Here is a 14861-nt window from a genome sequence, read left to right as displayed (position 1 = left end):
ACTCGCGGGTGGTTCGGCGTCCTCGCAGACCGGCTGTGCTCCTCGCAGATGTTGTGGGCCCTGCGGGGAGCACGGCGGCTCTGCGAGGACGCGTGGGGGCGGTGCGCCGGGCGACTCGGGCCCGTGGATCGGGCGACTCGCGGGTTGTCGGGGTCGGTGTCAGGTGAGGGGTACGCAGGTTACTCGTCGGTATGCCAAGGTGATCCCAGCGCGATCGTGACGAGGAGGCCGCATGGACCTGACGTACACCGCAGCGGAGGAGGAGTTCCGCAGCGAGCTGCGGTCCTGGTTGCTGGCCAACATCGCGGAGGAGTGGCAGCGGCCGGGCTTCTGGGAGTCGCTCGGCGACGACGAGAGCTTCCGGCTGCGCCGGGACTGGGAGCGCGACAAGGCGCTCGCCGGCTTCGCGGGCATCGAGTGGCCCACCGAGTTCGGCGGCCGCGGCGGCACCCCGGGCATGCGGGCGATCTACGACGAGGAGATGGTGCTGGCGCGCGCCCCGCGCACCGTCAACCCGCTCGGTCTGTCGTTCCTCGCCCCCACCGTGATGGCGATCGGCACGGACGCGCAGAAGAAGGAGATCGTCGGGCCGCTCCTGCGCAACGAGGTGATCTGGTGCCAGGGCTTCTCCGAGCCCGGCGCCGGCTCCGACCTCGCGGCGCTGTCCACGAGAGGCGTGCGTGACGGTGACGACTTCGTGGTCAACGGCCAGAAGGTGTGGACCACCAACGCCGTGCACGGCGACAAGATCTTCACCATGGTGCGCACGGAGGCAGGCTCCGCCAAGCACCGTGGCATCTCGATGCTGCTGATCGACATGCACCAGCCCGGCGTCGAGGCGCGGCCGCTCAAGCAGATGAGCGGGGCCAGCGAGTTCGGCGAGGTGTTCTTCACCGACGCGCGGGTGCCTGCCACCGACTGCCTCGGGGAGATCGGCGACGGCTGGCGCACGGCGATGCTGCTGCTCTCCTTCGAGCGCGGCGCGTCCGGCATCGCCCAGTACACCGAGTTCCGCCGCCAGTACGACGAGATCGTCGCGGTGGCGAAGAAGCTCGGCCGCGACCGCGACCCGGTGGTGCGCGACAAGCTCGCCCGGGTCCTCACCGAACTGGAGTGCCTGCGCCTGCACGCCATGCACGTGCTCACGCAGGTGGAGCAGGGGCGCGACCTCGGCTTCGAGGCCTCGATGACGAAGCTGCAGTGGTCGGAGACGTTCCAGGACCTGTGGGAGGTCTTCGACGACGTCCTGGGCGAGGACGCCACGCTCGACGCGATCGACGGACTCGACATCCGGCCGCTGCACGCCCAGTCGATGTGGTCGCGGTCCGTCACGATCTGGGGCGGGTCCTCGCAGGTGCAGCGCAACATCACCGCCGAGCGCGTGCTCGGCCTCCCGCGATAGGAGCTGGTCATGTTCTTCGCCCCGACCGAGGACCAGCGCGAGTTCGGTGCCGCCGTGCGCGGCTACCTCGCCGATCGGTTCGACCTGGAGGCAGTCCGCGCGGTCGTCGAGGATCCGGCGGGCGACGGGCACCCCGCGTCGCTCTGGAAGGCCGCCGCCGAGCAGGGCTGGCTGGCGGTGCTCGTGCCCGAGGAGCACGACGGGCTCGGGCTCGGGCTGGTCGAGGCACAGGTGATCGCCCGCGAGCTCGGCGCCGGCGCGGCCCCGGGACCGTGGCGGGGCACCGTGCTGGCCGCGGAGGCGATCCGGCTGGCCGGGTCGGACGAGCAGCAGGCGGCCTGGCTCCCCAGGCTCGCCGGTGGTGACGCCGTGGGCGCGCTGACCCTGCGGGGCAGCGCCCCGGGCACGCTCCCGACGGTGGAGTACGGCGAGATCGCTGACGTCGTCGTCGCGCGGTCGGGCGACGGGCTTGTACTGGTCGAGGGCGCCCCCGCCACACGGCAGGGCTCCTACGACGGCACGGTGCGGCTCGCCGCGCTGGAGGCGGGCGCGGGTCAGGCCCTGCCGGGGGCGAGCGCCGAGGTGCTCGACGAGCTCGCGGCGCGCGCCACCGTCCTCGTCGCCGCCGACCTGGTCGGGATCGCGCGCGAGGCGCTCTCCCGCACGGTGGCCTACGACCGCGAACGGCAGCAGTTCGGCGTGCCGGTCGGGTCGTTCCAGGTGATCAAGCACGCGCTGGCCGACCTGCACATCGGTGTGACCATGGCCGAGCACGCCGTGCTCTACGCCGCCCATGCCGTGGACACCGGGTTGTCCGACGCCCCGCTCGCCGTCTCGGTGGCAAAGGCCAAGGCAGGTGACGTCGCCGTCGACGCGACCGCCGCGATGATCCAGTACCACGGCGGCATCGGATACACCTGGGAGCACGAGTCGCACTTCTACTACAAGCGCGCCAAGCGGCTGGCCGGCCAGTTCGGCGACTCCGCCGCCCATCGCGGGAGGATCGCCGACCTCACGATCACCCGCTGATGCGGACGGGCGCTACTTCTGCCAGCCGATGTTCTCCGGTGTGGTGCTGAAGTAGCGCCCCGGCCCGTAGTTGGCCAGGCCGGTCCTGACCGCGTCGATCTCCGGCAGGTTGACGGTCGGCATGACGCCGTAGGTCCGGAACGTCGCGATCTCCGCCTCGGACGCCCTCGCGTACTGCTGCTGCGCGGTGGGCAGCGTGTTCACGGACCGGACGAGGGCGTCGTTCGCCGGGCTGTTGACACCGGACTTGAGGAACTGGGTGTCCGAGCAGTACAGCTGGCAGATCTGCGCGATCCCGAACGGGCTGCCGTCCACGGCGCCCGAGTAGAACATGTCGAACTGCTGCCCGGTGATGATCTTCGAGAAGTCGCTCGAGGGAACCTGCCGGATGTCCAGCTTGATGCCGACGTTCTTGAGCATCGCCGCGGTGGCACCGGCGATCGCCTTGCCGATCGGGTCGTCGCCGGTGTTGACGTAGCTGAACTCCAGTGGCTTGCCGTTCTTGGCCCGGACGCCGTCCGGACCGGGCGTCCACCCCGCGGCGTCGAGGTCCTTCTCCGCCTGCCGGGGGTCGAAGCGGATGACCTTGCCGAAGTCGTCCTGGTAGCCGTCCTGGAACGGCAGCAGGATCAAGGAGCCCGCCGGGGCCGTGGTGTAGCCGAGGCCCTGGAGCTGGACCTTCGTGATCTCGTTGCGGTCGATGGCCTCGAGTACCGCCTTGCGCACCTGGACGTCGGACAGGACGGGGCTGGTGCCGTTGAGCGTGAAGTAGTCGACCTGCAGCGAGGTGCTCTTGCGGATCTCGGTGCCCGGTTGTCCCGACAGCTGCGCCAGCCGGTCCTTGGTGCCCGCCGACACCGCGTCGATCTGGCCGTTCTTGAACGCGTTGAGGGCGGCCGAGTCCTCCATGACGACGAAGGTCCGCGAGTCGAGCTTGCCCTTCCGGCCCCACCACCTCGGGTTGCGCTCGAAGGTGATGATGCCGTTCTGCTGGTCGAACTTGCTGATCGTGTACGGGCCGGCGCCCCATTCCGGGTGCGGGTTGTCGATGTAGCCCTGGTTGAACACGGCCGGGGAGAGGGCCTTCGGGTGCAGCAGCGAGCCGAACAGGTTCTGCCACCACAGGTTGATGCCCCTGAACGTCACCACCACCTGGCGGGAGTTCACGCCGGGTGTCAGCGACGAGACGCGGTCGTAGCCGTCGGTGGACGCCACGAGGTAGGCCGGATCGGTGCCCCGGTCGGCCTTCCACACGGCGTCGAAGGAGGTCCAGTCGATGGGCGTGCCGTCGTTGTAGACCGCTTTCGGATTGATCGTGTAGGTGACCCGGGTGTTCCCGTCGACGGTCTCCTGCTTCACGTCCGTGAGGTAGTCCGGGTCGAAGACGGCCTTGCCGTCGGCGGTGAACGTGATGAGGTCCGGGTTGTACCAGCTCCAGACCTGCGCGCCGTCGACCGTGGCACCGTCGCTCTGCCAGTTGTTGAACTGGGGGGTGAGCTCCGGCAACGAGGTGGTGAGCGTGCCCCCGTCCCTGATGTTGTCGTAGGGCTGCGGGTTGTACGCGACCTGGGAGGCGAGCGACTGGGCGCTGACCTCGCCGCCGTTCGACGTGGTGCCGCAGGCCGCGAGCGCCACCGACAGCACGGCGGCGGCCGCGAGTGCGGCGGGGCGCTTCAGGACGTGCATGGTCGGTCTCCCCTCGACGAGCTGCCGGGCATCAGCGGAAGTGACAGGCGTTCAGGTGATCGGAGCCGCCCGCACCGGTCAGCTCGGGGGTCTCGGCCACGCACCGCGCGCGCTGCGTGGCGTCGAGCGCGGGGTGCAGGGGGCACCGGCTGACGAACCGGCAGCCGGGGGAGGAGTCGGTGGGGCTGGGCAGGTCGCCGCGCAGGACCACCCGTTCCCTGGTGCGCTCGACCTGCGGGTCGGTCACCGGGATCGCCGAGAGCAGCGCGTGGGAGTACGGGTGGCGCGGGTCGTCGAAGACCTCGTCGACGGTGCCGATCTCGACGATCCGGCCCAGGTACATCACCGCGACCCGGTCCGAGATGTGCCGCACCACGGCGAGGTCGTGGGCGACGAAGAGGTAGGACAGCCCGAGCTCGGCCTTGAGATCGTTGAGAAGGTTGATGATGCCCGCCTGGATGGAGACGTCCAGGGCCGAGACCGGCTCGTCCAGCACCACGAGCGACGGGTTGGTGGCCAGCGCACGGGCGATGCCGATGCGCTGGCGCTGTCCGCCGGAGAAGGCGGTGGGGAACCGGTCGCTGTGTTCCGGGTCGAGCCCGACCAGCTCCATCAGCTCGTCGACGCGGCGCCCGATCGTCTCCCGGTTCGCCTCACCGACCGCCCGCAACGGCTCGGCGAGGATGTCGAAGATCGTCAGCCGCGGGTCGAGGGCGCCCATCGGGTCCTGGAACACCATCTGCAGCTTCCGTCGCAGAGCCCGTTCCTGGCGCCGGTCCGCCAGGTCCGACACGTCGACGCCCGTGACCCGGATGCTGCCCTGCTCCGGCGCGCGGAGGTTCATGACCTCCAGCAGGGTGGTGGTCTTCCCGCAGCCCGACTCGCCGACCAGCCCCAGCGTCTCGCCTTCGCGGATGTCGAACCCGACCCCGGAGATCGCGTACACCGAGCCGACACGTCGTTTCAGCAGCGTCCCCTTGAGCAGAGGAAACGTCTTGCTGACGCCGTCCAGTTCGAGCACGGCGGGGCGCCGCTCGCGGGGGATCGCAGCCGCCGGCGCCACCGGTGCGCGCGGCACGGGGTAGATCGCGGCCCCGTCGACCCGGCCGTCGGCGATGTGCCCGGCGCGGATGCAGGCCGCGGCATGCTCCCCGTCGGGGGAGACCGGCGTCAGCACGGGCTCCTCGACGGCGCATTCCGCCACGGAGATCGGGCAGCGCGGCTCGAACGGACAACCCGCGGGCAGATCGACCAGGAGCGGTGGGTTGCCGGTGATCGGCAGGAGCGGACGGCGCTCGGCGCTGTCCACCCGCGGGACGGCACCGAGCAGCCCGATCGTGTAGGGCATCCGGGGCCGCGCGAACAGCTCGCCGACCGGGGCCCGCTCCACCGGGCGCCCCGCGTACATCACGAGCACGTCGTCGGCGGTGCCGGCGACGACGCCGAGGTCGTGGGTGATCAGGATGAGCGCAGCGCCCGTCTCGGCGCGGGCGAGCTGGAGGACGTCGAGGATCTGCGCCTGCACCGTGACGTCCAGTGCGGTGGTCGGCTCGTCGGCGACGAGGACCCGTGGACCGTTGGCGATCGCCATGGCGATGACGACGCGCTGGCGCATCCCGCCGGAGAACTCGTGCGGGAACGACCGGGCCCGCGCCGCCGCGTTCGGGATGCCGACCAGGTCGAGCAGCTCCACCGCCCGTTTCCAGGCGGCGTTCCGGTCGAGGTCCTGGTGGATCTGCAACGCCTCGACGACCTGGCGTCCCACGGTGAAGATCGGTGTCAGTGCCGCCAGCGGATCCTGGAAGACCATCCCGAGCTCGCGCCCGCGGATCTCGGACATCTGCCGGTCGTCGAGGCCGAGCAGCTCCCTGGTGCCGAGCGTGACGGAGCCGCGCACCGCCGCGTAGTCCGGGAGCAGGCCCATCACCGCCATCGAGGTGACCGACTTGCCCGAGCCCGACTCCCCGACGATGCCCAGGGTGCGGCCCGGGTACAGGTCGAAGCCGACGCCGCGGACCGCGTGCACGCGGCCGGCTTCGGAGGGGAAGGAGACCTCGAGGTCGCGGACGGAGAGCACGGGGTCGGCTTCCGCTGCCGGGGTCACGCCCCACCGCCGGATCGGGACGTCGGATCGAGCGCGTCGCGCAGCCCGTCGCCGATCAACGCCATCGAGACGGTCAGGAGGGTGACGAGCACCGCCGGGACGTAGAACAGCCAGGGCGCGCTGGAGACCGTGTCGGCACCGTCGTTGAGCATGGTGCCCAGCGAGACGTCGGGCGGCTGCACCCCGAACCCGATGAACGACAGCGCGGTCTCGCCCTGGACGGTTGCGACCACCCCGATGGTGAACGTCACGACGAGCAGCGACCCGATGTTGGGGATCAGGTGGCGCAGCACGATCCGGACCCGGCCGACCCCCATGAAGCGGGCCGCGAGGACGTACTCCCGCTCGCGCAAGGAGGTGGCCAGTGCCCACACCACGCGCGCGTTGTACATCCAGCCGAACACCGTCAGGACGACGATGAGCACCCTCCAGTCGCCCCCGGCCTTCTGCGAGACCAGGGCGAGGATCAGGAACGAGGGCACCACCAGCAGGAAGTGCACGATCCCGAGGACGACCTTCTCGGTGGTGCCGCCGAGGTAGGCCGCGACGGCACCGACGAACGCCGAGATGACCGTCGTGAGGGCCGACACCGACACGGCGATGACGAGCGACCGCTGCAGGCCGTGGACGGCCTGGGCGAACGTGTCGTTGCCCGCGCTGTCGGTGCCGAGGATGTGGTCGGGTGACGGTGGCGCCGTCAGGCCCGCGAAGTCGACGTCGCTGTACGAGTACGGCGTGAACTCGCCGCCCAGCAGGGCGAACAGCACGAGGAGGCCGAGGATCACCAGCCCGGCCACGGCGCCCTTGCTCCGCAGGAACCGGCGCAGGTAGAGCCGGCGCCTGCTCAGCCGGGCGCGGGTCATGCGCTTCTCGGCGGTGGAGGGCTCCGCGCCGAGATCGACCGTCGGGACCGGGCCCGGGAAGTTGGCGGTCATGAGCCGGCCATCCGGACCCGCGGGTCGAGCACCACCACCGCGATGTCGGCGAGGATCGCCCCGATCGCGGTCATCAGCGCGCCGAACGCGGCGACGGCGACCACACCGTTGATGTCGTTGTTGCTGATCGTCGACGTGAAGTACTGGCCCATGCCCTGCCAGCCGAAGATCGTCTCCGTGATCACGGCTCCGGTGAACAACGCAGGCACCGCGAAGGCGACGGAGGTGGCGACCGGTATCAGCGACGTGCGCAGGCCGTGGCGCCGGATGGCCTCCTTGCGGGTCAGGCCCTTGGCCCGCGCCGTCCGCACGTAGTCGGAGTTGATGGTGTCGAGCAGCAGCGAGCGCTGCAGCAGGTGGTAGCCCGCGTAGCTGATGAGCGTGAGCGCGACGGTCGGCAGGACGAGGTGCCGGATCCGGTCGAGTACCAGCGGCCAGAACCCGCTGACCGTCGGCGACTGCGCGCCCGCGACGAAGAGCAGGGTGGTGCCGAGCGACTGGTTGAGCATGATCGCGAGCAGGACCACCACGAGCGAGGCGACGACGGTGGGAACGTTGATCGTGATGATCGACAGCGCCTGGTGGAACCGGTCGGCGAAGCGGTACTGGCGGCCCGCGGTATAGACGCCGAGGGCGATACCGAGGACCGTGGAGAGAATCATCGACAGCAGCACGAGCTGTGCGCTGACACCGATCCGGAAGGCGATCTGGGTGTTGACGCTGACGCCGACCGGTGAATAGCCCCAATTCCAGTGCAGAACGATGTCACTGATCCAGTGCCACCAGCGGTCGAGGAGCGGGGTGGCCGGGCTGAGGTTGTACTGGGCCAGCGAGCGGTCGATCTCCTCGGGGGATCGCGGTGGCCTCAGCTGCAGGTAGTTGGCCCGCGGATCCAGGAAGAGGCTGGCCAGGAAGTACGTGAGGTTGGTGGCCACGACGATCATGAGTAGCCAACCGAGACTCTTCTCGAGAAGGTGTCTCAACACGCGGTCGGGGCTCGCTCTCTCGCACGGCTCGGCGTCGGATCAATCCCCGAGGATACCTGCGAGAACTGATCATGGACGCCTTCTCGGGAAATGTTCCCATTCGCCCGCTGGAACGATTTCTACGATTCGTCGCTTCGCACGAGGTCGTGCCGTCTCTGCGTGGATTCGGGCGCTCCGGCGTCCCTGTCCGGAGAACCGGTAATCTCGACGGCCGTGACTCCTGCCGAGATCGTCGGGCTGCTCGCGGAGCCCGACCGCCTGCGTGTCGTGTCCGCACTCGTGCTGGGCGCCCGCACGCCCACCGACGTCGGCGCAGCCACGGGCCTGGCCCCGCGCGAGGTCGGGCGGGCGCTGCAGAAGCTGCAGGCGGGCGGGCTCGTGGACGACAGGTTCGAGGTGCGGGCCGAGCTGTTCAAGGAGGCCGCCCGCTCCGCGGCGCCCGTCGTCCCCGTCGAGGACCTCGGCTACGCCGATCCCGGCGTCGAGCAGGTCGTCGGCCGGTTCGTGCGCGAGGGGCGGCTGCTGTCGTTCCCGGCGCAGGGGCCGAAACGCCGGATGGTGCTGGAGCACGTGGCGCAGAGCTTCGAGCCCGGCCGCCGCTACCCGGAGCGGGAGGTGGACGCGGTGCTGCGGGCGTGGACCGACGGTGGCGCCGCGGACCACGCCACCCTGCGCCGCTACTTGGTGGACCACCAGCTCCTGGCCCGCGACGCCGGCGAGTACTGGCGCTCCGGTGGCTGGATCGACGTGCTCGACGAGCGCGACTGACGGCGGGTCAGGTGGGGTCGGAGCCGCGCACGGCCCCGAGCCACAGGCCGAGTGCTGCCGTCAGGGCCGTGACGGCCACCCAGGTCAGCAGCCCACCGCGGTCGACGTAGGTCCACAGCAGGCCGATGAACGGGGCCGGCACGACGAGCGGGAGGTCGGCCTGCAGCTGCCGGGTCATGCGCGCCAGCGCCGCGGCGCGGGCGCCGACGGTGGCGTCGGGCCGCGACGGGTTGTCGGTGCGGTGGCCGCGTGGCTCGTCCAGGCGCACCGGCCCGGACGGGACGAGCGGGTGCTCCCCGTCGGCATCGGTGACGGTGGCGGCCACCAGGCGGTCCCGCAGCGGGTCACCGTGCAGTCGGACGACCGTAGGGGAGGGGAGGCCGACGAGCACCGGGTCGAAGTGCACGGGGATCCAGCGCCCCGGCTGGGTGTCGGTCTCGAGGTAGCTGCGGGTGGCCAGCCCGGCCTGCCAGCGCACCCGGCGGACGGGCACCGACCGCACCGGCTGCGTGAACGCCCGCCTGCGGGTGACCACCTGCCAGGCGAGCACGCCGACCACGAGCAGGGCGACGACGAGGCTGAATGCGAGCGTCGTGAGTGCCCGGTCGGCGCCGGCGAGGATCCGCGCGCCGGGAATCAGCGGATTCGTGGGGTCGGCGGGGTCGAACGCCACCTCGGTACGCGCGCCGGGCGCGGGGGGTGTGCCGGCCGACTCCACGGCGTCGACCCGTTCCGCCTGCCCTGGCGGGGTCCAGCGGACCAGCACCGATGACTCGTCACGAGCTGCCTCGACCACACCCTCGGCCCGGCCGGTCGCGGCGCCGATGTGCGCCGACGCCGCAGCGAACTCGGTCGCCGCGACGCCGGCCAGCACCCCGCACACGGCGAGGACGACTGCGGTGGTGAGCAGGGCGTGGCGCAGCGGGCGGAGGGTGCCGAGACGCCCTCCGCCCGCTGCGCTGCCGCTGGTCAAGGACTACGACCTCACTTGGCGAAGCCGATGAGGGTGTAGTTGTAGTCCGCGAACCCCTTGGCGCCGAAGTTGACGACATTGGGCTTCACGGCCACCGCGTCCGGGCGCTGGTAGGTGAGCAGCGAGTGCCCGATGTTCCACAGCTCCGTGTCGATCTCGTTGACGATCACGCGCTGCTTCACCGGGTCGAGCTCGGCGTTGGCCTGCACCAGCAGGTCGTTGATCTTCTGGTTGCCGATGCGGCCGTAGTTCTGGCCGACCGTGCCGTCGACCAGCCGGTAGATCCCGCTCGACGAGCTGATCGGCGACGGGGTACTGAGCCACGCGAAGTGCGTGATGTCGAAGTTGCCGACGTTGACGAACTGCTCGAAGAAGTTGTCGCTCGGCACCGAGTCGATGGTCACCTGCACACCGATCGCGGCGAGCTGCTGCTGCACGATCCGCGCCTCCGCCTCGCTCACCGGCGTGCCGGTGGGGATGACGTCACGGATCACGAGCTGCTTGCCGTCCTTGGCCCGCACGTTGCCCTGCAGGGTCCAGCCCAGGGCGTCGAGCTCCGACTTTGCCTTCTCCGGGTCGAAGGCGACCACGCCGGAGTGGTCCTCGTAGCCCTCCTGGCCCTCCACGTAGAGGTGGTTGCCGAGCGGCTTGGCGCCGGGGACGATCGGGCCGATCTGCGACTGCGTGATGACGTTGCGGTCGATGCCCTTCATGATCGCCAGTCGCAGCTTCGGGTCCTCCAGGATGGAGCCCGGGGCACCGTTGAAGGTGATGTGGCGGTAGTTGGGCCCGTTCGCCTTACGGATGACCGTGTCGGGCACCTGCTGGGCACGCTGGAAGGTCGCCACGCTCGGGCCGATCGTCAGGAAGCTCAGCGAGCCGTTGGCGAACGCGTCGGCCTGTGCCGCCTGGTCGAGCGCGACGTAGACGATGCGGTCGAGCTTGGCCGGCTGGCCCCACCACTTCTCGTTGCGCACCACGGTGATCCGCTTCGCTGTGGCGTCGACGCTCTCGAGCTTGAACGGCCCGGCGGTCTGGTCGTTCAGCGGCTGGCTGATCCAGCCCTCGTTGAAGACCTTGGGGTCGGAGTTCGTCTCGCGGGGGTAGAGCGGCAGGAAGTTGCCCTTCCAGTCCGCGAACTTCGAGCTGTAGGTGACCACCACCTCCTGGGGGGTGGCGCCCTGGGTCACCGACTGGATCACGTCATAACCGGTGGTGCCGGACACGACGTAGGCCGGGTTGGACCCGTTGAGCGCCTTGTACTGGGCGTCGAAGTCGGTCCAGTCGATCGGCCGTCCGCTGTTCCACTTGGCCTTGGGGTTCAGCTTGTACGTGACCACCTGGGGGTCGGTACTGGTGAGCTCCGCCGACTCGAGGTAGTCCGGGTCGATCTGGTAGACGCTCTGCGCGTCACCCTTCATGATCTCGGGCACCATCGAGTCGATGATGTCCTTGTTGTTGCGCTCCGTGCCGTCAAGCTGGTTGTAGTTGTACTGCGGCGGCAGGCTGTCGATCGACCAGAAGAAGTCGCCGCCGTCGCGGACCTGGTCGTAGGCGACCGGGTTCATGTCGTTGCCGGCCGCCGGCGGCGCCCCGCCAGTGACGTCGCCGGCCGTTCCGCTTCCACCCCCGCCGCCACAGGCGGTCAGCACGAGCGCGGTGGCCGCGGCGAGCGCCACCAACCCCGCTCCTCGACGTGACGGTTTCATTGTTCCTCCTGGTTCATCCGCAGCTCGTGGAATCGCTACGGGGTGGGGCCGTCACTCGGGGATGACGGACGTTCGGGGGCGGGCGGAGCGGAGCTAGACGACGGTCTTGATCCGGGCCCAGTGGCAGGCCGCCTCGTGGTCGACCACGGCCGTTCCCGGCTCGGCGGGCTGCGCGGGCCGCCGCAGCGGCTCCTCGCCGATGCACCGGGCCTGCTGGTCCGCGTCGAGCGTGAGGAACAGCGGGCAGCGGGTGCGGAACCGGCAGCCGGACGGCGGGTTGGCGGGGCTGGGCATGTCGCCGTGGAGCAGGACGCGCTCGCGGCGGCGCTCGACCTCGGGGTCGGGCACGGGGATCGCCGACAGCAGCGCCTGGGTGTACGGGTGCTGCGGCGCGGCGAACACCTCGTCCACGCTGCCGATCTCGACGATCTTGCCCAGGTACATCACGGCCACCCGGTCGGCGATGTGGCGCACCACCGACAGGTCGTGCGCCACGAACAGGTAGGCGAGCCCGAGGCGCACCTTGAGCTCGTCGAGCAGGTTGAGCACCCCGGCCTGGATCGAGACGTCGAGTGCGGAGACCGGCTCGTCGAGCACCAGCACCTTCGGCTCCAGCGCGAGCGCGCGGGCGATGCAGATGCGTTGGCGCTGGCCGCCGGAGAACTCCCCCGGGTAGCGGTTGATCTGCTCGGACCGCAGCCCGACCAGCCGCATCAGCTCCGGGACGCGCTGCGCGATCTGCTCCTTGGAGAAACCCTGCACCTCGAGCGGCTCCGCGATCAGGTCGCGCACCGGAAGCCGCGGGTCGAGCGAGGCCATCGGGTCCTGGAACACGATCTGCAGGTCGCGCCGGATCCGCTTGCGGTCGGCCTTCGACAGGCCCGTGATGTCGGAGCCCAGCACCTGCACCGAACCGCCCATCGGCGGCTCCAGTCCCATGATCTCGAGGATCGTCGTCGACTTGCCGCAGCCCGACTCGCCGACGAGGCCGAGGGTCTCACCGGCGCGCACGTCGAACGTCACGCCGTCCACGGCCTGCACCGCGCCGACCTTGCGGCGGAAGACGCTGCCCGTGCGCACCGGGTAGTGCTTCACCAGCCCGTCGACACCGAGCACCACCTCGCGCTCGGTGCGGGGCACGGTGTGGAGCGCCGAGGTGTCCACGACGTGTGCGTCGAAGACCTCGGCGGCGAGCTCGCCGCCCTCGGCGTCGGCCTCGGCCAGCTCGGCCGTGCGGATGCAGGCGGCGCGGTGGTCCCCGGAGGCTCCCGGCGCCACGAGCAGCTCGGGTTCGGCCTGGTCACAGGCGTCGACGTGCAGCGGACAGCGGGGACCGAACGGGCAGCCCGGGGGCAGCGCGACCATCGACGGGGGCTGGCCCTCGATCGGCACGAGCGGCTGCCCGCGTCCGATGTCGAGGCGGGGGATGGAGCCGAGCAGGCCGAGCGTGTACGGCATGCGGGGCGCCGCGAAGATCTCGTCGACGGTGCCCGTCTCCACCGCCTTCCCCGCGTACATCACGACCACGCGGTCGGCCGTGCCCGCGACGACCCCGAGGTCGTGCGTGATCAGCACGATCCCCGCGCCCGTCACCTCCTGCGCGGTCTTGAGCACCTCCAGGACCTGGGCCTGCACCGTGACGTCCAGGGCGGTGGTCGGCTCGTCGGCGATGATCAGGTCGGGGTCGTTGGCGATCGCCATCGCGATCACGGCCCGCTGGCGCATCCCGCCGGAGAACTCGTGCGGGAACGCGTTCACCCGGTCCGTGGCGTTCGGGATGCCGACGAGGTCGAGCAGCTCCACGGACCGCTTCGCCGCGGCCTTCGCGGTCATCGAGCGGCCACCGTGCACCAGCAGGGCCTCGGCGATCTGGTCGCCGACCGTGTAGACGGGGGTCAGGGCCGAGAGCGGGTCCTGGAACACCATGGCGATCTTCCGGCCGCGGATCCGCGACAGCTCGGTGTCCGACAGGCCGAGCAGCTCCTGCCCGCGCAGCCGGATCGAGCCGCTGATCTTCGCCGACGGCGGCAGGAGCCCCATCACGGCCAGGGAGGACACCGACTTGCCCGAGCCGGACTCGCCGACGATGCCCAGTACCTCGCCGGGGGCCACCCGGTAGCTGATCCCGCGCACCGCACGCACGCGGCCGTCCTCGCTGGGGAAGGACACTTCGAGGTCGGAGACCTCCAGCAGGGCGTCATCGGGGCCGGGTGGGAGACCGGGGTCGGCCAGCACGTCGGAGTCGATCATCGTCATGAGGTGGCGACCTTCTTCGTCTTGCTTGCCGACTTGCGGGCCGACTTCTGCCGGCGGCGGCCTCCGCGGGAGTTCGGGTCGAGCGCGTCACGCAGGCCGTCGCCGATGAAGTTGACGGCCAGCACCGAGATGACCAGCAGGCCGCCTGCGAACAGGAACAGCCAGGGGGTGGTGACCGCCGCGTCGCTGCCGGCGCGGATCAGGGTGCCCAGCGAGACGTCGGGAGGCTGCACGCCGAAGCCGAAGTAGGACAGCCCCGTCTCGAGCAGGATGGTGGCACCCACCGTGATCGTGACGTCGATGATCATCAGTGACGCCATGTTCGGCAGGATGTGCCGCCGGATGATCAGCGACGACGGGGCGCCCATGAACTTCGCGGCCTTGACGAACTCGCGCTCGCGCAGCGTCAGCGTCATCCCGCGCAGGATCCGCGCGGTGATCATCCAGGCGAACACACCCAGCAGGAGCACGAACCAGATCCAGCTGCTGCCCCGCAGCGCGGGGGAGATCACCGCGATGATGAGGAACGACGGCAGCACGAGGAGCAGGTCGACCACCCACATCAGACCGCGGTCGACCCAGCCGCCGAAGTAGCCGGCGGAGGCGCCGACCAGCGACGCGATGACGATCGAGATCAGTCCGGTGAGCAGGCCGATCGTGAGTGACTTCTGCAGCCCGCGCATGGTCTGGGCGAACACGTCCTCGCCGATCTGCGAGGTGCCGAACCAGTGGCTGGGCGAGGGCGGCTGCAGGAACGCGGTGTAGTCGTACTGGTTGTAGGCCCACGGCGCGAACAGCGGGCTGAGCAGCGACACCGCATAGAGCAGCACGAGCGTGACGAGCCCGGCGAGCGCGAGCCGGTTGCGCAGGAACCGGCGCAGGACGAGCCGGCCGCGGGTGACGCCCTCGGTCTCCGCGGCAGCGGGGCCCGACGGAACCTCGACGGGTGCTCCGCCGCCCGCGGGGACGTGCGTACCGGCGCCGACATCTGTGGTGGTCATCGGGATCTCCTG

General features: G+C 70.5%; 11 protein-coding genes. 3 read left to right on the top strand and 8 right to left on the bottom strand.

Going from position 1 to position 14861, the window contains the following annotated elements; translation table 11 throughout:
* The first annotated feature begins 232 nt into the window (after window positions 1-232).
* Window positions 233-1402, top strand: a complete 1170-nt coding sequence (locus tag HF577_RS04905; protein ID WP_169394515.1) for an acyl-CoA dehydrogenase family protein — start codon at window positions 233-235, stop codon at window positions 1400-1402.
* Between the two features lie 9 nt (window positions 1403-1411).
* Complete coding sequence (locus tag HF577_RS04900; protein WP_169394514.1) at window positions 1412-2431, top strand: acyl-CoA dehydrogenase family protein; 1020 nt, start codon at window positions 1412-1414, stop codon at window positions 2429-2431.
* A gap of 12 nt (window positions 2432-2443) precedes the next feature.
* Here the strand turns inward: HF577_RS04900 and HF577_RS04895 are convergent, their stop codons facing one another.
* From HF577_RS04895 to HF577_RS04880, 4 genes are read right to left on the bottom strand one after another with little or no spacing between them, the layout of a single operon-like run.
* Window positions 2444-4117: an ABC transporter family substrate-binding protein gene (locus HF577_RS04895; RefSeq protein ID WP_169394513.1), complete on the bottom strand. Its 1674-nt coding sequence runs from the start codon at window positions 4115-4117 to the stop codon at window positions 2444-2446.
* 31 nt (window positions 4118-4148) lie between these two features.
* Entirely contained in the window at window positions 4149-6221 is a 2073-nt protein-coding gene (locus HF577_RS04890) for an ABC transporter ATP-binding protein (protein WP_312858944.1), read from the bottom strand.
* Entirely contained in the window at window positions 6218-7156 is a 939-nt protein-coding gene (locus HF577_RS04885) for an ABC transporter permease (RefSeq protein WP_169394512.1), read from the bottom strand. Before HF577_RS04885 ends, HF577_RS04890 begins: the two co-directional genes overlap by 4 nt.
* Entirely contained in the window at window positions 7153-8100 is a 948-nt protein-coding gene (locus HF577_RS04880; RefSeq protein WP_211173797.1) for an ABC transporter permease, read from the bottom strand. The genes HF577_RS04885 and HF577_RS04880 overlap by 4 nt, the downstream gene beginning before the upstream one ends.
* A 255-nt stretch (window positions 8101-8355) precedes the next feature.
* Between HF577_RS04880 and HF577_RS39095 the strand changes: the two genes are divergently transcribed.
* Entirely contained in the window at window positions 8356-8910 is a 555-nt protein-coding gene (locus HF577_RS39095) for a DUF2087 domain-containing protein (protein WP_169394510.1), read from the top strand.
* Between the two features lie 7 nt (window positions 8911-8917).
* On the opposite strand, the gene HF577_RS04870 is transcribed toward HF577_RS39095, so the two are convergent.
* The 4 genes from HF577_RS04870 to HF577_RS04855 all read right to left on the bottom strand — a co-directional run bounded on the left by HF577_RS04870 (window position 8918) and on the right by HF577_RS04855 (window position 14849).
* Window positions 8918-9883 carry a DUF3592 domain-containing protein gene (locus HF577_RS04870; RefSeq protein ID WP_169394509.1) on the bottom strand — a complete coding sequence of 322 codons (966 nt, stop codon included), beginning with the start codon at window positions 9881-9883 and terminating at the stop codon, window positions 8918-8920.
* Between the two features lie 11 nt (window positions 9884-9894).
* Window positions 9895-11592, bottom strand: coding sequence for an ABC transporter family substrate-binding protein (locus HF577_RS04865; protein ID WP_169394508.1), 1698 nt, complete (start codon window positions 11590-11592; stop codon window positions 9895-9897).
* 93 nt (window positions 11593-11685) lie between these two features.
* Window positions 11686-13848, bottom strand: a complete 2163-nt coding sequence (locus tag HF577_RS04860; protein WP_169394507.1) for an ABC transporter ATP-binding protein — start codon at window positions 13846-13848, stop codon at window positions 11686-11688.
* The gene (locus HF577_RS04855) at window positions 13845-14849 is read right to left on the bottom strand and encodes an ABC transporter permease (RefSeq protein ID WP_169394506.1); all 1005 of its coding nucleotides are present in this window, start codon (window positions 14847-14849) and stop codon (window positions 13845-13847) included. Before HF577_RS04855 ends, HF577_RS04860 begins: the two co-directional genes overlap by 4 nt.
* Window positions 14850-14861 lie beyond the last annotated feature (12 nt).

Source organism: Pseudonocardia xinjiangensis (assembly GCF_012911925.1).
Taxonomy (GTDB): Bacteria; Actinomycetota; Actinomycetes; order Mycobacteriales; family Pseudonocardiaceae; genus Pseudonocardia; species Pseudonocardia xinjiangensis.
Note: the sequence above shows the minus strand (reverse complement) of the source record. Positions and strands in the feature narration are given on the sequence as shown.

What these genes read in the sequence shown, in the direction of transcription:
- HF577_RS04855 (WP_169394506.1), bottom strand. Translation starts at nt 14,849, where the DNA reads ATGACCACCACAGATGTCGGCGCCGGTACGCACGTCCCCGCGGGCGGC.
- HF577_RS04860 (WP_169394507.1), bottom strand. Translation starts at nt 13,848, where the DNA reads ATGACGATGATCGACTCCGACGTGCTGGCCGACCCCGGTCTCCCACCC.
- HF577_RS04895 (WP_169394513.1), bottom strand. Translation starts at nt 4,117, where the DNA reads ATGCACGTCCTGAAGCGCCCCGCCGCACTCGCGGCCGCCGCCGTGCTG.
- HF577_RS04900 (WP_169394514.1), top strand. Translation starts at nt 1,412, where the DNA reads ATGTTCTTCGCCCCGACCGAGGACCAGCGCGAGTTCGGTGCCGCCGTG.
- HF577_RS04905 (WP_169394515.1), top strand. Translation starts at nt 233, where the DNA reads ATGGACCTGACGTACACCGCAGCGGAGGAGGAGTTCCGCAGCGAGCTG.
- HF577_RS04865 (WP_169394508.1), bottom strand. Translation starts at nt 11,592, where the DNA reads ATGAAACCGTCACGTCGAGGAGCGGGGTTGGTGGCGCTCGCCGCGGCC.
- HF577_RS04880 (WP_211173797.1), bottom strand. Translation starts at nt 8,100, where the DNA reads ATGATCGTCGTGGCCACCAACCTCACGTACTTCCTGGCCAGCCTCTTC.
- HF577_RS04885 (WP_169394512.1), bottom strand. Translation starts at nt 7,156, where the DNA reads ATGACCGCCAACTTCCCGGGCCCGGTCCCGACGGTCGATCTCGGCGCG.